This is a genomic window from Methanobacterium sp. (assembly GCF_016217785.1).
Lineage (GTDB): Archaea > Methanobacteriota > Methanobacteria > Methanobacteriales > Methanobacteriaceae > Methanobacterium.
The window spans coordinates 103,338-124,756 of the sequence record NZ_JACRGA010000019.1; the positions used below are offsets into that span (position 1 = coordinate 103,338).

12 protein-coding genes are annotated in these 21,419 nt (G+C 33.8%); 2 read left to right on the top strand and 10 right to left on the bottom strand.

Annotated elements, in window-relative coordinates; genetic code table 11:
* Positions 1-20 precede the first annotated feature (20 nt).
* The 7 genes from HY987_RS08440 to HY987_RS08470 form a co-directional block, all read right to left on the bottom strand.
* Positions 21-689, bottom strand: coding sequence for a restriction endonuclease (locus HY987_RS08440; protein ID WP_292757521.1), 669 nt, complete (start codon positions 687-689; stop codon positions 21-23).
* A gap of 12 nt (positions 690-701) precedes the next feature.
* Positions 702-1,016 (bottom strand): hypothetical protein, encoded by a 315-nt coding sequence (locus HY987_RS08445; protein WP_292757523.1) that lies wholly within the window; start codon positions 1,014-1,016, stop codon positions 702-704.
* A 45-nt stretch (positions 1,017-1,061) separates the two neighbouring features.
* A complete protein-coding gene (locus HY987_RS08450; protein ID WP_292757525.1) occupies positions 1,062-2,885 on the bottom strand; it encodes a DUF262 domain-containing protein in 1,824 nt (607 codons plus the stop codon).
* A 19-nt stretch (positions 2,886-2,904) separates the two neighbouring features.
* Positions 2,905-4,392 (bottom strand): type I restriction-modification system subunit M, encoded by a 1,488-nt coding sequence (locus HY987_RS08455; protein WP_292757527.1) that lies wholly within the window; start codon positions 4,390-4,392, stop codon positions 2,905-2,907.
* The gene (locus HY987_RS08460) at positions 4,386-5,552 is read right to left on the bottom strand and encodes a restriction endonuclease subunit S (RefSeq protein ID WP_292757529.1); all 1,167 of its coding nucleotides are present in this window, start codon (positions 5,550-5,552) and stop codon (positions 4,386-4,388) included. The genes HY987_RS08455 and HY987_RS08460 overlap by 7 nt, the downstream gene beginning before the upstream one ends.
* An 81-nt stretch (positions 5,553-5,633) precedes the next feature.
* Entirely contained in the window at positions 5,634-10,424 is a 4,791-nt protein-coding gene (avs4, locus tag HY987_RS08465) for an AVAST type 4 anti-phage nuclease Avs4 (RefSeq protein WP_292757531.1), read from the bottom strand.
* A 47-nt stretch (positions 10,425-10,471) separates the two neighbouring features.
* Entirely contained in the window at positions 10,472-13,201 is a 2,730-nt protein-coding gene (locus HY987_RS08470) for a DEAD/DEAH box helicase family protein (protein ID WP_292757533.1), read from the bottom strand.
* Positions 13,202-13,473: 272 nt separating this feature from the next.
* Between HY987_RS08470 and HY987_RS08475 the strand changes: the two genes are divergently transcribed.
* Positions 13,474-13,881, top strand: a complete 408-nt coding sequence (locus tag HY987_RS08475; RefSeq protein ID WP_292757535.1) for a hypothetical protein — start codon at positions 13,474-13,476, stop codon at positions 13,879-13,881.
* 186 nt (positions 13,882-14,067) lie between these two features.
* Here the strand turns inward: HY987_RS08475 and HY987_RS08480 are convergent, their stop codons facing one another.
* The 3 genes from HY987_RS08480 to HY987_RS08490 form a co-directional block, all read right to left on the bottom strand.
* A complete protein-coding gene (locus HY987_RS08480; protein ID WP_292757537.1) occupies positions 14,068-14,982 on the bottom strand; it encodes a DUF5655 domain-containing protein in 915 nt (304 codons plus the stop codon).
* 4 nt (positions 14,983-14,986) lie between these two features.
* A complete protein-coding gene (locus tag HY987_RS08485) occupies positions 14,987-15,910 on the bottom strand; it encodes a hypothetical protein (RefSeq protein WP_292757538.1) in 924 nt (307 codons plus the stop codon).
* A 533-nt stretch (positions 15,911-16,443) separates the two neighbouring features.
* Positions 16,444-17,913: an ATP-binding protein gene (locus tag HY987_RS08490; protein ID WP_292757540.1), complete on the bottom strand. Its 1,470-nt coding sequence runs from the start codon at positions 17,911-17,913 to the stop codon at positions 16,444-16,446.
* A gap of 746 nt (positions 17,914-18,659) precedes the next feature.
* On the opposite strand from HY987_RS08490, the gene HY987_RS08495 reads away from it, so the two are divergent.
* Entirely contained in the window at positions 18,660-21,302 is a 2,643-nt protein-coding gene (locus HY987_RS08495; protein WP_292757541.1) for a hypothetical protein, read from the top strand.
* Positions 21,303-21,419 lie beyond the last annotated feature (117 nt).

Here is a 21,419-nt window from a genome sequence, read left to right on the forward strand (position 1 = left end):
TTAATCCCCTGATAATTAAGTTAAGTTGGCCAATAAATCTTAGTCAAAGGAATTAAAGACCTTGCATCAGTATCAAAATTATCATAATATTGAATTATTAGACTGACTAACATGTCCGCATCTACGAGTGTGACCGGATTATTAGATCTTTCACCTTCATACTTTGCCTCTTTGCTGTATCCTCCTGTAGATACATATAGACCCTTGTCACCAGGTCTTAAACCGCCGGTAAAGCTTCGAATCTCTGGAGACCCCATTTGACCTTTCCTATGTTTTACTTCAACTACTATTCGTGGTTCACTTAATCCCAGGCCATCTGGTGAAGCTAAAATGTCACGGCCACGATCTGGTCCTTTGGAAGATACTATGGTCTTGTAGTCCATTGCTCTAAGTACACCGGCAACTAACTCCTGCATTTCTTCCCAGTCAAGATCTAACATTTTATCTTTGATAAATTCCTGAGATTTAGCTAATATATCCTGTTTTAAACTAATTAGTTCCTCATCTTCATCCTGAATTTCTTCTACTGGCACTATCCCATGGAGAGCGTCAAGTATTCCTTTAGAAGCGTCAGGATTGATTTCAAATATAGTAGAAATAGCACCTAGTGTATTTTTGGTGGATGTGGAAAGATCATCTCTATTAACAGTTCCTAACCATTTTACTTTCCTAGAATCACAGTATTCCAAAGGATTTTCAGGTTAAAATGTGTCATCGAATACATAATCAGATAATATTTTTCCAACTAGATAAAAACGGTTTTGAGGGTCATAAGAAATAACATGATCATTTTTTTGAAAATCAAAACGAAATTTACTTATTTGAGATGCCCATATGGCAATCTGACCCGGTTTTTTATCGGGAAATTTATTTTGGATCTTTAATTTGATTTCTTCAGGACTTTTAACATTGCTTAAGTCCCCTATTTCTGTTCCTACAACAATTATATTCTCGTTTTTAAACCTATCTATTAAAAAAGCTGATTCTCCGGCTCTTACCATCCACATTTTTTCCATACAAATTCCCCTTTTAATTCATGGATAAAAAGTCTTTAATGTGATTTAATGGCTACTTTGAGATAAAAATACTCTCTTTTTGATTTCATCTCTTAAAATCCCTTTCCTTTTTTCAAAAAAATTTTCAAAATCTTCAAATTCTAAACTTGTTTCTAATGGAATATAATTATCTAATAAAAATTTATCAATATCTCTGACGTTTGGAATACAATCTGCATTTTTACCATGCAACCAAGCATTGAATGGAGTTTTGTTTTTGCTTTCGTTTTCAGATCCTTCCATTATTTGCAGATTAGGTAATTGATCTTTCAATAATTGCCAATGTTTCCAATTTTCTTCAGGAATCCCATATTTTTTGAGTTTAGCATTAGTGAAAGAACTTGCAGGGTGGATATGGTCTTGATGCCATTTATTTAGTCCATATTTTAAGTTTGGATATAATAATGAAAGTATTAAGAAGGTATAAGGTCCTTTTTTAGTTTCTAATAAATCTTCTATATCTTCTTCATCAATTTTAAAACGTTTATTCCCGGGTAGTTCCAGATTATTCACGAAATCTGTGATTTCAAAATCTTTATTTCTTAGAATGTAAGATTCATGGCCTTTTGTTCGTATGGCATCTCTAATGCTTGTTAAAACACTGTCACCTTGACCACCATAGACTTTCTGAAGTAAACTTTGGATTAAATAAATTTTCAATTCATGTTTAGTTCTTTTGTTTATTTGCCCGCCTTTTAATAGATAATAAGCGATAGGAATTGTTGCGTTTAAAGAAGTAAGATTCTTCTCATTAATACCAAATTCAACTAGTAAATCTACCATGTTTTCGATTGATGATTTTATTTGTTCCCAATTTTCTGTAATTTTTTCAATATTTGCTTTTTTGAAACTTTTAACTGTGAAAACAATCTGTGAGTCTGTAAGCACGAGGCATGCTCTCATAATAAAATCATTATCGAAACTGAATCCGTCTCCTTTTTGGTTTATATTTTTTAACAGGGAATCAATTTCATTTCTTGCTTCTTCCCATCTTGCTACAATAGTTGAGAAAAGGAGGTCGGATTTAGATAGTGGAGTGCCTCCACTGTTTACCCGGACAAATATATCTAAAATTTTATCAAGGTCTTGTTGTTCTAATTCAAAGTAATTAATCAAATCATCTCGGATAAGCCTATTATGAAGCACCCTCAATCTTTTCTTGATTTGTTGTCTCATTTCTTTAATGCTAGAAACGATTTCAGTATTGATAGATGGATTCTCCACTAAATCATCGTAAAATTTGTCTAAATCAGGATCTAAACCCCAAGTCAAAACTTCTTTGACTTTAAACCATAGTTTTTCGTCCTTGAATCTGAAGTAAGATTGGTTTTCATCAATTATTTCGCCATCTTCTTCTTCCAAGAATCTAAATTCGTAAATTAGGCCATCTTCGAGTTTTGTGGATTGAAATAGATTTAGATACATCTCTCTTGGCGGATATGCCTTATCACTTTCAACTCGATAATGTTTTTTCTTATAAGCGTAAGTTCCTTGAAGAGCAATGTACATTGAACTTAATCTCTGCTGACCATCTAATACTCCTATTATTTTATCTTTAAGGTCAGGCTTCGGTGCTATTTCATTTAAATAATTGTCACGTTCATGATAATTGTGAATAAATTTGTAAAATGTATAATCATCCTTTGTAGCTCCCACTACAGACCAAAAAAGAAAAGTTCCTATCGGATAACCCCTCATGATAGAATCAAAAAGCATTTCAATCTGATCATATGACCAAACAAATTTTCTCTGAATTGCAGGCAGATAAACTTCGTTCTGAGATATCAGTTTCATCATGTTTCCAATGGAATCAGTTTTATATTTTTGCATAGAACTCCCCTTTATCCAATTAAATCTCTAAATCTTTCAAACCAGCAATAATTTTTTCTTCCAAATCCAAAATCTTCTTTTTAATTACTTCTGGAGGCTCGTATTCAATCTCTTCGTACTCAATTTCCTTGTAATTGGAGATGCTGAGACTGTAATCATTCTCTTTAATCTCATCCAGCGGAACCACGAAGCACTTGGCTTTCCTATCTTCCAGATCTTCTTCATTTTTCTGGTTGAATTTTTCAATAATATCTGAAATATCCCCTTTACCATCAATAAAGGTCCGTTTATCATCTAAAGAATAACCATCGGCCTCCATGTCATAGAACCAGACCTTTTCAGTTGGTTCTCCTTTGGTGAAGATTAAGATACCTGTGGATACCCCTGCGTAGGGCTTGAAAACACCAGAGGGCATGGAGATCACTGCATCTAACCTGCATTCCTCTAAAAGTTTCATTCTTATGGATTTATGTGCTTTGGAATTTCCAAATAAAACTCCTTGAGGTACAATAACTGCACATCTTCCCCCTATCGTTAGAATGTTGTACATTAATTCCAAAAAGAGAATTTCTGTTTTGGTGGTGTTTATTGTGAAATCATCGCTTAACTCTTCTTTGTTAATGCTTCCTTTAAACGGTGGGTTAGCAAGAACAATGTTATATTGCGGCCTTTGATCGTATCGTACGGAGATAGTGTTAATTTGATCAATGTAAGGGTTGCTGATGCCATGCATCATCAGGTTCATTAAAGAAATTCGGACCATTGTCTGGTCAAAGTCATAACCGTAAAGTGACTCATTCTTCAGAAACTTGAATTCTTCCTTGCTTAATTTATCCCCTTTGAAGTTGTATTCAATTCCTTCATCATCAATTTTAATTAAATCAGGGGATGTATTTGATTTGAGAATATGTCGATAAGAATTAACTAAAAAACCAGCAGTACCACATGCCGGGTCGCAGATTGTTTCACCTATTTTAGGGTTTAAGAGTTCCACCATCATCTGGATGATGTGTCGGGGTGTACGGAACTGACCGTTTTTACCGGAGGTTTTAAGTTCAGATAAGAGGTATTCGTAGAGATCCCCTTTGGTATCCAAATTTCGGTCCTTGATGTGCATATCGTCGATGATTTTGGTGGCTTCAGTCAGAAGACTCCCTGTAGGAATGGCAAAGACTGCATCTTTCATGTAACGGCTGTAAAGGGAATTCGCACCACCCAGATCCCGTAAGAAGGGGAATACTTTATCCCGAACATGGCCCAGCATCTCATCAGCAGCCATATTATTCCAGTTGGACCACCTGCAATCAGGACAGTCTTTAAAGATGGATTCATATTCTTCCTTACTGAGCTGTACATTCTTTTCCCTGGAGATCTCATCATCATCTAAACGTTTCATGAACATTAAGTAGGACATCTGTTCAATGGCCTGCAGGGGATTGGATATTCCACTGCTCCAGAACTTATCCCATAACTGGTTAATCTTTGATTTGAGGTCTGAGTCTAACATACGAGTTCTCCTTTGAATGCCTTTTGCATTAGGGTGTTGAATAGATTGTCTATTTCTTGTTTGGATTGGGATTGGCAAGCTTTTAGGGGTTCCACTTGTTGGACGATTTGGGCGAATTGATTTTGGAGTTCTAATGGAGGTATTGAAACCTCTAATTTATCAAAAAATCTTTTAGATACCCTTTTTTGTCCCGCACTACCAGTCATCATATTTTCAGCATTATCTCGGATAGAATCTAACGACAATAACTGATATATCCACTCAGAATTTACTTCTTTAGGCCTTAAAACATGAAATTCGGTCGAACCGAAGCCAATTTTAGTATCAATACGAGCTATAGTACCCTTTCCATTTTCCATACAAGGAGTAATTTTTGCAAATAAAACATCATTTTTCCTAAAGTAGGTGTAACCTTTAATAACATCACCTAAATTCTTTATTTTATGATTAAATATTTCTCCTTTTTCTCCAACATCTTCCATACCTAAAAAAGTAATTTCTGTGCTTGAAGGTAAATCATTGATTTCCGATTTTTTAGGATTGATTTCACATATTTCTGAAAGAGATTTAACTTCCCAATCTTTATTTTTCTCTTTATCAAAGAACATATGAGCGAATAAACTCTTTAAATAATCATCAATCAATTCATCAGCTTCTGCCCGCCATTCTTTCAGTTTTTCGCCCTTTTCCAGAATTTCAACTATTTTCTTTTGGGTTTCGATGGGGGGAACAGGGATTTTGATTTTTTCTAATCCAGATTTAGTAATTGCCTTAAAAGTTGATCCTGTTCCTGATTCTTCAATTTTAGGCTTTAAATAATTTAATAAGTAAAATAAATATTTATTATCACCATTTTTTAGATTTAATGAAGCTAAACCTCTTCCAATACAATAATCTATATTGGCAATGTTTACATCACCAACAGGAGCCCTAACAGACATTAGTATGCTCCCTCTTTTTGTCTTCCTTTTAGGATCAGTAGTGAATTTTATATGGTGAGGATATGTTTTTCCAAACTCTGCTTTTCCCTGTAAAAAAGGCATTCCTTCTCCTTCTTCATTATAAGAAGATCCAGGAGGTGATTGGCCCATCAACAATTCACAAGCATCCTTAATTTGAACAAATTTCCAATTGTAATTTAAATTTTCTTCTTTAATCATGATTAACTTCCGAAAATGCAGTTGAACGAACATTTATTTGATGATTTTAAGTCAATTCATATGTTTATTCCAAAAATCACATTATAGAATAGTTTCTCTTAACATGTATCCAACAACAGACTCTTTTTCTATTAAAAAGTCTAAAATTACTAAAAATTGTTGTTTTAATTGTGTGTTTTTTCTTAACTTTTCAGAATTTATATTCTCATACCTTCTGACAATATTCTCTAAATAATAGACCGTATTAGTCTCTAATTCATCTGACCACAAATTATTATAAACATTTAACATTCTAGAAATCCATAAAATTCCATCATCCACATAAAGGCTTCCTATTCCATTTAATAATTTTGAGATTGAATATAAAACAGAAGGACATTGCCCAGTATTCTCTGTTAGTTTTTTAAAAAAACGTTTATCCTCTTCTTTAAATGTATGCCAATGAGTGGCTTCCTTTTTCCAAATATTTTCCGCAAAAAGATAACCTTTAATAACTTTTTTAGTATAATAATTGTCTCCTTTATTGCATATTTCAACTATTTTTTCATAAAATAAATCCCAAACTTCCCAGAAATTATCGTAAACATCTAATCTATCTTCCGCGTATGCAAATTCTTTAAATAAATTGGCCATATCTTCTGAACTATTGAAATTATCAATAAATGGCTTTAAATAATTAGATATATCCTGTTTAGATGAGTTTAAAACAAAATCTGCTAGTTTTTCTAAAAATATATGTCTTGTCCAATAATCAATTTTATCTTCTCTTTTATTTGATAATAAATCCTTTGCAAAAGTTGAAATTATAGTTTTAGCTAATTCTTTATGTTCTGTATGCTCTGTTTTTGATGGTATTAACTGAAAAGCTGTTTTTAGAACATATGAATCCTGTTTTTCTATCTCATTTAAATCGTTTATAGTGATTTCGTTTTTGATTACTTTTTGCAGCTCTTTTTCGTACTTATTATCAAATTCTTTTATTAATTCAATTTCATAAACTTCATAGACATTTTTCCCATAATTTTTCTTACGTATTTCTGCTCTTAATTCCTCATATTTTGGTTTTAACCACAAATATCCCAAAAGTAAGGATTGGGTATCTTCAAAATTAATATTCCATAAATTAATTATTGCTAACTTAGAATAATCGCAGAATTCAGAACCCACTCCCATTGGTTGAGGATCAAATAAAGTTAATAACAAAATAAATTTTATAACCTCTTTTTCTTCTGGAAATTTCTCCAGCAAGAGTGGTAGCACAGAAATCGCAGATTTTACACCATCTCCCAATTGATAGCCATAATTTTCTCGTAGAGATGCGGAAGCACATTCTAAAATAATATTTTTACAATAACTTATCTCATCCTTGGAAATTTCTTCAGAATAATCCCTAACTAAAACAGAACATGCATCTCCTGGAATGGAATGATAAAAAAGATGAAATTCAAGATCATTAGACTTGAAACCGTTAACAACTTCCTTTAAATCTTTTAAAACTAGCTTAGGATCTTTATATTGCTTAAATTCATTATATCTATCATCATTTCCAATTTTGTAGCTGGCCCACATTTTTAAAGGCATGTATTTCATTTTTTCTGACATTTCATCAGTTGATCTTTGACTGAATTCTTTCAGTTTAGAACCAAGTTTTGTTATAAATTTAATTAATACATGATCGTCTTTTTTTTCAATTTTAGGAACTATTTTCCTACTATCCATTCTTGCTAAATAAAGTCTCCAAGTTTTATCAGAGTCCGTCTCTTCTTTTTCATTAGGTAAATCATTGTAATATTCATCAAAAATATCCCATATTTTATGCTGCCGTTTTTCAACTTCTTCTTCACTTATTTGTTCATTTCTAAAAACTTGATAAAATAAAGCTAAACTCTCTAAAGACTTTTTTCTATGTTCATCTTTGCAAGTTTTTATTCTTTCATCCTGGTAAAAATTGCGCTGAGAATTAAGGCCATATCCTATGCTATAAATACCTTCTGCAGTATTTTCAAGACTCCACCTAACGGTATCATAAATAAAAAATTCTTTTGTTTGAAATAATACTTTAGCTACATTAAAAGTTTTATCAGGGAATGCTAATACAATACTTGCGATTATGGCTGTAATAGAAGCTGATTTAGCATTCACAAGCAAATATAAAAGCCAAGATTCTAATACTTCTGGATCAAATTTTTCTGCATTTTCGAGGAAAAATTTTTCTAAAGCCATATGCATTGATTGTAAAACATTAGGTGAATTTTTAGTACCCCTATACATATTCCAAATCGTGTCATCTATATACTGTTTGGTTGTTTTTCCATTTACGATAAAAACGTCTATTTCTTCAACTTTTTCTTTTCCTAAATTGAAAATTTCTTCATCCCCTGATTTGAAAAGTTCTCCTTTCCCTAAATCAGATTTAGCATAGCATTTGATCGTTTTATTGGTGAAATTTAGTATAAAATTTATAGTTTTTTCAAAAGAATATAGTAACAACCAGTAAATAGGTGTTTGAAAAGAGCTTGAAGGGAAATAATCCATGTCATTTCGTTTTAAACAAAATTTCCCTTCAATGTCTAGAGGATCATCAATAAAAGGTAAATCACCTTGATGCCCAGAATTATGAAAATCATCTTTTTTAGGATTTTTAAACCAAAAAAGATCTGCCAATCTCAAAACATATTCTGGAAGAACTTTTATGACTTCCATATTGACCCCCACTTTTGTTAAAATGGCATTTATTAACTCATTATAATGGTCTCTATGGTTATCCCATTTATTTTCCAATATTTTATCAAAAATTATAATAAGTTCGTCTTTTATTTCACTAGCACCAAATAAAATAGTTTGAAGAATTTTTTCTTCAATTTTTTTATCTAAGTATTTATCCTCTTCAATTACCCATTCATAGTATTTTAAAGCTATTAAGCTAGAAAATCTTGTTGTTTCACCTTTTTTGAATTTACTATTCCAATCATGAATTATGGGAAAAATGAAAGTAATATTTTCAATTTTAATAGACTCTAAGTTTTGATAAACAAACTTTATCAGATTTTTCCAACCATTACCTTTAGGTTTAGTAAAAAAGTAAGTTATAGGAAGTGAATTCATCTCTTTTATGCTTAATGCTTGAAAAAAATCATTATCAACTTCTTTACAGGCTATCCTGAGTAATAAGGTAACTTTTTTTAAAAACTTTTGATCATTTTCTATCAATTTTTCTTTGAATAACTCAAAAAAAGCTTCAGAGTAATCAGAAAGCAAAACGGAGACTAAAATTTCATCTTTCCAAAAATACTTAATTTCTTCATCTTGAATAATTTCTTCAATAAATTGTGTTATGAGTCCATTTTCCAGTAAAAGTTTCTCAGATACCCAATTTCTAAAGCTTCTACGTACTGGTAGAGATTCTCCAATTTTCTCAAAAAATTCTTCATTGTTTTGTTTCTTTATGAATTCAGAATTGATTATCTTTTCTAATGCCCATTCCTCATAAATATCATGAGTAATGAAGTATCCTGCTGTTTCATATCCCAAAATTCCATCTTGAACAAAATTATCTAAAATTTGAGAATCACAATCAGGATTAACAAAAAATTGACTTTGATTTGCTCTTTCAAAAGCTGTTTTTAAAAAACATTGCTCTCTAGATGGTTTCGATCTTTTTATTATATTATTCCATAACTTTTCTTTAAAATTGGAATAATTTAAGGTCTCTTTTTCATTATAAAACCTTAAATATTCATTCAAATAAAAAGGATTTTTAATAAGATCACTTAGTTTTGAGTCTTCTGGAAGAGAAAAACTGTATTTGCTAGATAAATTTTCCAAATCAGATTCATCTAAGTTTGTTATATCTAAATTAAATGGATTAATATTATATATATCAATAAATTGATAATTCAAATCTTCTAAATAATTATTTCGAGTCGTGAAAATTATTTTCCAGTTATTTTTAATTAAATTTAAAAGAAACTCCTTAAAAATGTCTGTATTTGGAAGTTCTAATAATTTTTCAGCAGAATCAATAACAATAATTTTAATTTTTTCATTATCATGAAAATCAATGAAATCTCTAAAATTAAGTCCATTAAAGAGATCATTTAGGTTATTTAAATTGAATTCATTAGCTTTAAAAACATAAAAAGGAGTTTCTTCCCCTATTTTTTTATAGAAATTTTTAATAACTGCTGTTTTGCCAACTCCCCCAACACCACTTATGATTAATATTTGTTTCTGCCTAAGTTCATTCTCAATATTTTGTAAAATTTCACTCCGATCAATTTCTATTTTTTGATCATTGAAATTTATATCCGTCTGAATTTCATGGAATACTGCATCATTATGCAGTTTTTTTTCGTTAACAAGACCTATAATGCTTTGATCTAGGCTAAAAAAGTGTTGTGCAATAATTTTATTATCAATTGTAACGAAAGAAGATTCAAAAAAACTCATAGTTCTCCAATCAATTTCGATTTGTAAACTTTCAGCTTTTTCTTCAATTTCAATTAGTCCTTTTGGTGGCTTTTTAGCTTTATCTTCCCGATCTAGCCGCTGCACCCATTCCTGATTAGAATACAAAATAATTTTAGTAATATCTGGATAATCACGCTTAGTTCGTCTGATGGTCTCAATAAGATCCTTTTTATGGGATGATAAAGTAGTTTCATAGAATTTTGCTTGCCAGCCAATTACTTCATCTTCTTTAATAATAGGATCCGTTTCGATTCCAGATTGATTTTTGTAACGGAAAATACCAAAGGGTTGATTGAATTCTTTACAAAAAAGTAAATTACAAAACCATTCAAAATTATCTTGATGATTCTCACTAAATTTTGCTTTAAACTTATCCCAATCTGGTTTAATAATTTCCATCATAGATCTCCCATAGTATTAAAATTAATTAATTAAATTATTATCTTATATCAACACATCCTAATCCTATTACACTTATCCACAATCCCCTCTAACTCCTCATAACTAAACAAGTCCAAAGGATTCTCATCCTCAAAGGGAGGACTACCAAGGTCCTTCATTTCTATGTGTTTCCTCTCTGCAAACACCTTCTTCAACAACATTAAAAATTCAAGCTGTCGGGAGGTGTAGTGGGGATTGTTTGTTATGTAACTGTCGAACCGTTTCTCAATCATGGCTCTGGGATCATCGTTTCGCTTTATATTAATAATGTCCCTTAAAAATAGTAGAAAGTCAATATTCTGCTGTTTTTGAATGTATTCAATGGTTATTTCAGGTTTGAGAGAGGAGAGTTCTTTTTCTAAATTCATAAGTTCCCTGGAGGTTATCCCTTCACCTTCCTTTAACTTACGGACTGCTTCACTTCGCTCTAAGAGTCTTTTAAGGTCTTCATCTTCTTTAACTTCTTTTTCAAACTCTTTCCAGTTTACAATTATATCCAGTGCGGAAATATCAACGACTGGCCTGCAGGTGGGTTCAAAGTACTTCATCACCGGTGCAATCTCCCTCACCAAAAATTCCACATCTTCAAATGTCAGGTCTTCCCAGAACTCCATCTGCTGGGCTCTCATAAGCTGTGGTTTCCTCTCACTTATCACCTGGAGATTGTCCTTATCAGCCACATTGCGGATCATGTAGACCAGTTCCCGGCGTATTTTATCAATCTTCTCCTTATCCCGATCCAGCACGCAGGTGAATAGCTTTTCAGCCTTTAAAATAAATGATGAAACCTTGGAATTAGTCCCAAACTGGGTGATAATTAAGGGAGATACTTCATCCATTAACTCATCCACCATTCCATCAAAGTCATCACTTTTTTTTATCCGGGAGATTATGGATGATTTTTCCCGGACCAGGAAGAACTCTTCATCCAGTTCATCTATGGTGGCCCTGATCTTACCGGTTATGAGTTCCCTTTCTTTAGGGGTTAAATTTTGCTCTAATAGAGCCACCCGGTTGTTGAAAATGTTGGTTAGAACATCGTTGGGCACTCCCGTACCTTTTCCCCTTTCCAGTTCATGGAACTCAATATTGGAATGACCCCCGATCATGAAGTCAAATATTAAAAAATCATCCTTTCTATTGTTGGGGAGCCAGTCCTTGTGCTTGCATGCTTCCAAGTTACGGGTTCCTCGGCCCAGCATCTGCCAGAATCTTATGGGAGATACAACTGGTTTTATAAACACTAAGTTGCAGACTTCAGGGATGTCCACCCCTGTATCGAGCATTCCCACTGAAAGGGCAATGCGTGGGTTTGATCTTTGTTTAAACCGTTTAACCTCATCATTAGCGCGGTACATGTCCGAGGTTATAACCTGCACTTCACTGGCAAACTTGGGGAATAACTCTCCAAAAACTTCCTTCATTTTATTTGCATGGTTCTTGCTGGCACAGAAGAAAATGGACTTGGCAGGTTTGCCTTCATCTGACCTGTAGCAGGTTTCCATGAAACTTTTTATTACGAGGGTGTTGGTCTTGTCATCCATGAACACCCGGTCAAACTGGGAACCAGTTGGTTCGAAGGTGTCAGGATCCACATCCTGCCTGCGGAGCTGGTCTTTTAGAAACTTGTCCAGGTCCTCCTGTTTTATTCCCTCATTTAAAACTTTGGTGGAAATAATATGGGCAAAGTAGGGAACTAAAACCCCATCCCGAACCGCCTCATCATAAGAATACTCTGCAGTGGCCTTTCCAAATAAATCAAAGGTACTCTGCGTTTCCCTTTCTCGGGGAGTGGCGGTTAATCCTATTTTTATACAGTCGAAGTACTGGTAAATTAGATTGTTTTTATCATAGATGGATCGGTGTGCTTCGTCAAAAACAATTAAATCAAAAAATCCAGGGGAATATTTCTCAAACATTCGGGTTTCCTTGCCACCCATTAGGGTCTGCACTGTGGAAACATACAAGCGACTGGAAGTGGTGAATCCTTCCCTTAAATCAGCTGCTGGTTCTGTGAAATATTTTTTAAATCCATTATCTCTGGCCTGTCCCACTAAAGCAATCCTATCTGCAATGAATAAGACATTTCTAACCACATTGGATTTGATTAATAGATCAATAAGGGCCATTGCTACACGGGTCTTTCCTGTACCTGTGGCCATCTCTATTAAAGCAGTTCTATGACATTCTGAAAAGTGTTCTGAGAGTTTCCGGACTATGGTCACACTTCTGGGCCTATCCACAATATGAGTATTTATTTTAACAGTTCGAGGATCTTTACGATTTCGGTATAGATCCCTGCGTCTTTTCAAATCAGCTTGAGAAAATGGGCCACTGACTTTCCTTTCAATACCGTACTCATCAATAAAAAGCCATTTTTGACCATTAGTTAAGAAAATAGGTACTTTCTGGTTTATTTGACTTTCAATATCCAGAGAATATGTTCTAGCCTGTATTCGGCCGGTATCTGCGTTTTTGGAAAACCTTTTTGCTTCAATTATAGCTAAAGGTGTGTAATCTTCATCCAGTAAAACATAATCAATGAAACGATCAACATTCCGTTGAGGGTTTCCATCGAACAAAATAATATTTTTATCTTTAAAATTTGATTTAACAGAGTTGACTTCCTCTTTAATATATTTTGGAAGCCATCCTTGTTTTTCTAATTCTGGATCGATATACTGCTTTCTAGTTTTGAATTCTGATAACAATGAAACATCATCAGTATACGATTCCATGATATTATGATGATTATGATTATATTAAAAGTTACTATTTGCTCCCACTTTTCATATCTGTGGACTAAGTTCCTAAGTTCCTAATATTTTGCCATTAGTTAATAATATTTACAATAAAATCAACATCAAAACTAAATGGATATTCATTTTTTCAGATTATGAATCAAATTCAGCTTTATTATCCATTTTTATCAGAATCAATTCACATTCGCTATTTTCATCAAAAATCAGATAATAAAATATATAATAAATAAAATTTAATTGGTTATTGTATGATAAAAAGAGATATTCTGATAATAATCATAGTAATTCTTATAATAGCAATTATAAGTGTGGGGTTTGCAATTTTAAGCCAAAATAATTCTTTTACCCCTTCAAACAATTCAAGTAACCAAAACGCATCAATGAATGTTACAGTTAACACTACAAATTCCAGTGTTACTAATTCTAAAACTCCCGAAGCTAAAAGTTACACTTGCAGTTACTGCAAGGGTGTAGGATACTATGAAAGCAAAAATATCTGCACAGCATGTAATGGTATAGGTAAAGTTGGCAATAATACTTGCCCTACATGTCAAGGCTCAGGCTTTGGAGAAGGAACTAAAAAAATACGTTGCGATGGATGTGGAGGAGATGGAATCCTTAATCCAGGAGACCCTGGATATGGTAACCCCATATAATTTATTTCCTTTCAGTTAACTTTCTCTATTTTTGAACCGTTGCCAAAATGCGATAGTTGACTTTAGGAAGTTTATTTCCTAAATTAAGAGAGTAAACTTATCCATATACATTCTATGAATTTTTTTTATGCGGCATTTTTCCCAGTGCTGCTTCACTTTGTGTTGCCATTACTTATCCCCATAGTTTTAGGAGTTTATTTCGTGAGATTGTCTTATAAGAGTCATCAAGTAATCCATATCTTCTTCAGGTTTTATTATAATCTCATAATCTCCATTTCCCCAGTGTCCCACATCGGAAACATCCCGGGCCATACCTCGGGGATCATCCAAGGTATCTTTACGTACATTAAGCCATATTTTCATTTTATTCCTTTGCAAAGTTATGTCACAGAAATTAGTGTTAGATTTAAAGGCTATGTAGAGTTTTGTAGGTTTAACCTCTATATTTTCACCAAAAAGATAGATTCTCTCTTTCAGTTCATCATATAGTTCTTTAATTTCATCGGATATGTTTTTTAAATGATCATCCTCGGTGAATACTTTCACTTCATCACTAACTTTTTGAACAATTTCACTCTTCGAACTTAGCTTTGTGATGGATTCACTGCTTCTAGATGCCTTTAACTGGTTGAAAAGAATGTTTTCATTTTTATATTTGGTAACTTCCCATAGTTCTATGGGTAAATCCTTAAAATCTATTGCCTGTCTTTGGTACCTTGTAAATTGGGGTGCAACAAATATTACACGTGACTGGGACCAGTCAACATCATTTCTACCTAAAGAAATATCTTTAGATTCATTGTATTCCAAAATAAAATCAGCTTTGTTATTTAATAAAAGAGCAAGGTAGGCAAAGCCCTGATCAATCACAGAAAAATTTGAGCTTCTTTTGAATTCTATAATCACAAATGATCTGGTTTCATTATCAAAGGCCAGAGTATCCATCCTCAAATTGTTTAGCTGAAATTCGGACTTGACAAAATCCAAACCAAAAATGAGTTCAAGGTTTTCTTCAGTTATTTTCTGGATTTCTCTTTCCAATTTAAAATCAATTTTATCTATGCGCTCTAGATTCCCCTTATTCATTGAAAATAATGGCATTAAATCACCTTAAACTTGAAAAATCTTTCTCACAGATATCTTCTACATTGCATTCTTTACATCTATTAGGGTGGCAGAATCCATGGTTTTGGGGGTCACCCTGATAAACTCCCTCTTCAACCTCTTTCAAGGCAGTTTCAGAACAATAAGAATAGATACCTTTATTGGTTTGTCTTATTGTGTAAGGAAGTTCTAATTTTTTTAAATAATTTACAACTACGTCATGTTCAGGTTCATTATTGATTCCAGTTACTTTTAAAAATCGAATGTTAGAATCATCTAGTTTATAGGAATCTTTAACAAATTCACGGTCTTCCCACCCTTCATCAACAAGATCTCCCATTAAAAAGTCAAATACATTTTCACCGATGCCTAGTAAGTCATTCCAAGGTTTAGTCCTTTTAAATTGTTCCCATTCATCTACAGATTGGGTTAAAAATTCAATTTCATCAATGGATCTATTTTTGAATTTAGAATATTTCACTAGGAGGTAATTGGAAAAACTAGCATCATACTTATGCTTTAAATCATTACAGCAGACTAGCATCCACCATAATAACTGATAATAGTGGCTACCTTTATTCCTTTTGAAATTTCGAACTGAATTATAAAAACCTATTCCCTCTTCTCCTGCTTTTCCATTTTCAAGATCTAAGTAGAATGGACTTTTATAATTACCAGCAAATTCACGATTATAAGTCCGATTAAATTCAAAATTATCTAAAATACTACCTATTTTACTAATAGAAAAAATTTTCTCTTTTATTAAGAGTTCAGAGAACTTAGAAGTGTTAAAACCACCTTGTTCGTAACCTCTCTGAATAAAAAGGTAATCAATGTCTTCCCATTTGATCCCGTACTGTTTCCATGTTGGTTCTGTGGTTTTAACAGCATTTAAAATAATTTTACGAACATTTACTTTCTGCAAATTAAATTGCCCCCTAATTTTTCATTCCCAAATAAAATTCCCCATACAAAATCTTAGGAATAAACAATTCTGATAATCACTTTATCCAAGTTTATCTTAAAAGTTGCTATTTAATCTGGGAAGATAAGTAGGAGCCAAATGTTTATTAAAAAATAGATATTAAGGTAATACAATGGGTTTGGGTTTGTAAAATGAATGGGAAGGCAATTGATCTTTCACTAAGAACCTATTTTTAAAAGCACACCATCTTCTTTTAAGAGTATTTTAATGGCCTTATCTGTTTTAATGTAGAATTTCATAAGGAATTTGACTCATGATATTTCCCCTTAATACATTCCCATTTGGAATATGCTGCATTTTATGCTGCAAAAATATGAGTTATGCTTCAATAAATTATGCCTTACAAATTCAAGTCATGCCCCAATAAACTTATGTCAAAATTATTCCCGCCATTATTCCCGCCAAAATATCAATATACCCGCCACTACAATACCCGCCATTATTCCCGCCAAAATATCAATATACCCGCCATTTTACAATGCCTTATATTTTCTATCTTTTGTTTTTCCCATTGCATGAACTTGTTTTTTATCTGTTAAATCCTTTAAATCTCTTGAAGCAGTTCTCTCTGAAATTCCGAATGTTTCCTGATAAAGTTTATTGGTGAATACTTTTTCATCGTTAACCATCATCTCTAAAGCTTTTATCTGCCTATCATTCAGTCCTAAATCTTTTAAATCAGTTTTTCTATCTTCAGGTATGCTAGATACCAGATCCAGAATATGTTCTCCAGGACCATAGAATATTACTGCAAATGATTTGTCGTAAAGTCTGAATTCAGGTTCAGACAGCCCATAGTCTCGCATATAGTCTCTCATTTTATGAATGCCCGCACCTAGCTGTTCCATATCCTTAGTCTTATGGAAAATCCGACATATGTTCCGATTACGGGCTTCATGTTTTGAACCAATATTTTTTAGGGTTACACCCGAAACTAATCCCCCGGGACTAATAATCTCAACCTTGTCATCATATATATAAAAGAGAATGGGCGCTCCAGTACGATTATAATCTCTATGGGCTATGGCATTGATAAGAGCCTCCCTTATAGCAGAATATGGGTATTCTGGAATGTCAACTCTTTTAAAATCTACTATTTTGCTTGCTGTACGAGTATTTCGACGGAAGAAATTCTCAACTTGATCTATTATTTGATAAACAGGACCTTTTATCTCCTGACTATCAATAGTGGGAGTCCCTCGTGTAATCCCATCAAAACGGGCAATTCGAATTTCATTTTGAGGGAAGTAATCTGACGCTTTTTGACTGAAAAAGAGAATTGCGGTGTTATTTGGGATTAAATGGCCTTTATGTTCTTTTAAAACTTCTAAACTATCTAAAATATTAATTATGGGAATATTTGGAACTTTAAGATCCATATTTATGGCTCTTTTTCTGAGAAAATCTTTTACTTCATTCTCATCAATTGCATCATAGCCAATTTCAGGATTAATCCTATCATCAAATTCTTCAAAACTTATTCTGCCTTCACTGATTAGAAAAGCCTCTAAACTCCTAATTACTTGATTTTTCAGGTCTTCAATGGAATTAAATCGTTTGTAAACTGACAATTTTTTTGCTTTGTTGAAAAATTCATTGGTTGCTGAGTCTCGCAAGCTGTCGTCATGACCTTTGATGAATAGTAATATTTCTCCATCATTAACATTTTCTAAAAAGGTATGGTATTCTAATTCTGTTGCAGAAATTCCATTTTCATTTTTTTGACCATAGGAATTTCCTAAAATCCCGATATAAATATCACTACTTTTTACTTCATTGAGATATGTTGAAACGGCGTCACGCCCCCCAGCAGGCAAATCTTCAAATAGGAACGGCTCAAAAAAATCTCTAATTATGGAGGTGTTTAGGATAACTTCCTTTACAGCTATCCTCTCTTCTTGGAGTTCCTTCTGATTCCCACTAATAAAAACCTTAAATTTCATATCTAATCATCTTTAAGTTATTACTTATTTCTTTTTCCAATTCTTCAGACTAAATAAAATTATCCTTTTAAGTCCTTTTCAAACATTAACTGTCCTAAAAACTCATTAAAAAACCTTTAATTTCATTCTCCAACTTTGATTTTATTAATAAATGGAATGGATACAACCAAAGTCCAAGTTATACTTCCCTACTATAACCCATTAAACATACTTCAATTGTCATTTGGGTATTTCAGTAGAAATACGTGAACATCCATTCTTAGAATGAGGATACCTCATTTGCCTGTGCAAATGGGAGTAATTAAGCTCACTCTTCTTACTTCAGGATCCTCAATTAAGGAAATAAATATTTCATTCTTGGATACTGTTAGATTTTTTTTATAGGCCATTTACCTGCCAAAAATTTCAAATTGCTTGCTATTTTCTTGAATAGGAAACATTCCACTAGTGAAAACTGTCTTTTTCCCTCAATTATTATTAATATAGCTAATTTTTCTTGTTATAATAATCTTTATAAGCGATATAAAATTAATATGTTTGATTATAGTTTCTTATAATTCACTATAATCAGATAATTTTACTTAACTTACAGTAAAATTACAGTCAATTTTTTCAAGATAACAATTGTAAAAGGAGGTGAAAATATACGAAAACAAATAACTAAAACTTTCATTCCTTTACTGCTTATCACATTAACAATACTACTTTGTGCCAGTACTGTTTCTGCTGCGGATGAAGCTATTTTTGTGAATGGTTCATCCGGACTGGACACCAATGATGGTTATTCATGGACTTCTCCAAAATTAACCATTCAAAACGCAACAGGAACCGTAAGCTCCAACGGAACTGTAACTATTGCCGATGGAGTTTACTCAGGATACGGCAACACCAACATCACAATTAACAGGAACATGACCATACAGGGCCAAAGCCAGACCGGAACCGTGATCAATGGAACAGACACTAACTGGATATTCACTATCACATCTGGTGTGAATGTCACCATCGGGAATCTGACATTTACCAACGGAATTGGATATCGGGGTGGTGCTATATTAAATCACGGGGATTTAACTGTGGAAAATTGTACCTTCACTAACAACACTGCAACAATGGATAACTATGCAGGAGGATGGGGAGGAGGTGCTATCTGTAATTTAGCCGATGCTAGATCTATTACAACTACTGTAACCAATTGTACATTCCAAAATAACAATGCATATAGAGGTAGTGCTATACTAAATTATTGTGATATTAGTGATCACTACATCATTAGTACCGTAACTAACTGTAGCTTCACCAATAACACCGCAAATACGTTTGGAACTATCTACAATCTTGCAGATGATGGTTATATTAATAGTCTTGTGACTAACTGTAACTTCACCAATAACACCGCAACATGGGACGCTGGCGCTATAGCAAATTACTGCAGAATAGGTTCTATTACTAATACGGCAATAAATTCTACCTTCAGTAATAACCATGCTGACCGTAATGGTGGTGCTATAGCCAATTGGATTAATGGTGATCAGAGTCAGATTTCTATTAATTTTACTTTGATTAACAGTACCCTCACTAATAACACTGCAAATGTTTCAGGCGGCGCTATCTACAATTTTAATTGGTGTCCTCGAGGTTCTATTAATACAACAGCTCATTTCAACAGTTTTGTTGGAAACCTTGCACCAACAGGTAGTGCAATATACAATGACAACAGCTCTGTGAATGCTACACTAAACTGGTGGGGATCTAATGTTGATCCAACAACGGTCACTAACCTCATATCTGGCATAGTGGATGCTAATCCATGGGTTATTTTAAGTGTCAACACAACCCCCAGCACCATCAACAACGGCGAAACATCAGCCATTACCGCCGATTTCAACCACATCAATGGTGGTGGTGATCTAGTTGGAGGACACATACCTGATGAATCTATAACCCTGGATATACCCTGGGGAAGCTTCACTAATTCTGGAATTAGTCATTCATTAACCGCAAATACTGTTGCGGGTGCAATGTCTGCTACATTTTATGCCACCGAAGGTGCATTGAATCCTTTGTTCAATCCGGTTCAACTCAGTGCAACTGCAGATGACTACACCACCAGTGATGCAGAGGCAGCATACATTTCAATTAACCCCGTAGCTAACCTAAACATTACCAACACAGCCAATGTGACTGCAGTCAATGCAGGTGACATAGTCCGGTATAATATCACTATCACCAACAACGGCCAGGATAATGTAACCATTATCACATTAAAAGACATTTTACCCGTTGGAACTGAACTTGTGAGTGTATCCTCTGCATATGACATCCTAAGCCCTATTCCATCCGGTGTAGAACTAACATGGACTAACATTTTAGCTTCATTGGGTGTTGCTCAATTACAGCCGGGCATGAGTGTGTCGATTTGGGTTGACGCGCGCATCTTAGCTTCTACAGCGGGCACTACACTAGTTAACAAAGCAAACATCTCTTACAATGCATATCCTTACTTCAACGAAAGTACAGCCAATGTGTATGTTAACCAGGCAACTGTGGAGCTGAACAAGACCGCTAACAACACTCAACCAAACGTTGGTGAAACCGTAATGTTTACCATTGTAGCCAAAAACACCGGACCAGGTACTGCAAGTAACCTAATTGTCACCGACACCCTACCAGCAGGTTTAGACTTTATCAGTTGCACTGGAGGTGGTGTTTGGGATCCAGTTACCCTTACTATTACCTGGCCAGCTGCAATTGTGGCAAATAATGGCAACATAACCTATTACCTCACTGCACTGGTAAATTCAACCAGTTTAGCCGGTACCAACATCACCAATGTGGTAAATGAAACCCATACCGAGTATCCAAACAATTCAACAACTAACTGTACAATCTATGTACCTAAAGCAGACCTTTACATCCAGATAACCAGTGACAAAAACAATCCCACTGTGGGTGAAACATTCACCCTAACCTACAAACTGGGAAACAACGGACCCGATGATGCAACTAACGTAACCATAACCATACCCCTCCCCGAAGGCTTTGTAATATCCAAAATTGAGGGTGATGGAAACTGGACCGTGACTGGAAACACCATAACCTGGACCATGAACAACGTTACAGTAGGCGACCCCTACCTGTACATCTCAGGATGGACCACCGGACCAGGAAATCACCTATTCACCGCATCAATAACCTCAGATACCTTCAGCATCAACACCATGGGAATTAACCCCTTCACTTTAAACACACAACCAACAGTAAACGCAGCAACCACAACATCTGGAAACACTGTAGGAATGCAAACCACAGGAGCACCAATAGCCCCACTGGCCTTAGCAGTTCTCAGTGTACTCGGCGGATTAGCCATAACCCGTAAAAAACAATAAAAGGATTTAATGAATCCTTTTCCACCTTTTTTTATTTTTAGATAAAGGATTTTTCTATTCATTACATCAGAAAATTTTTAACTTTAAGTATCAGTCACTCTAATGCGCCTTTCAAAA

Excerpts from the sequence above, each read along its gene's own strand:
- HY987_RS08450 (WP_292757525.1), bottom strand. The coding sequence starts at position 2,885 with ATGCAAAAATATAAAACTGATTCCATTGGAAACATGATGAAACTGATA.
- HY987_RS08470 (WP_292757533.1), bottom strand. The coding sequence starts at position 13,201 with ATGGAATCGTATACTGATGATGTTTCATTGTTATCAGAATTCAAAACT.
- HY987_RS08490 (WP_292757540.1), bottom strand. The coding sequence starts at position 17,913 with ATGAAATTTAAGGTTTTTATTAGTGGGAATCAGAAGGAACTCCAAGAA.
- HY987_RS08480 (WP_292757537.1), bottom strand. The coding sequence starts at position 14,982 with ATGCCATTATTTTCAATGAATAAGGGGAATCTAGAGCGCATAGATAAA.
- avs4 (WP_292757531.1), bottom strand. The coding sequence starts at position 10,424 with ATGATGGAAATTATTAAACCAGATTGGGATAAGTTTAAAGCAAAATTT.
- HY987_RS08455 (WP_292757527.1), bottom strand. The coding sequence starts at position 4,392 with ATGTTAGACTCAGACCTCAAATCAAAGATTAACCAGTTATGGGATAAG.
- HY987_RS08445 (WP_292757523.1), bottom strand. The coding sequence starts at position 1,016 with ATGGAAAAAATGTGGATGGTAAGAGCCGGAGAATCAGCTTTTTTAATA.
- HY987_RS08460 (WP_292757529.1), bottom strand. The coding sequence starts at position 5,552 with ATGATTAAAGAAGAAAATTTAAATTACAATTGGAAATTTGTTCAAATT.
- HY987_RS08475 (WP_292757535.1), top strand. The coding sequence starts at position 13,474 with ATGATAAAAAGAGATATTCTGATAATAATCATAGTAATTCTTATAATA.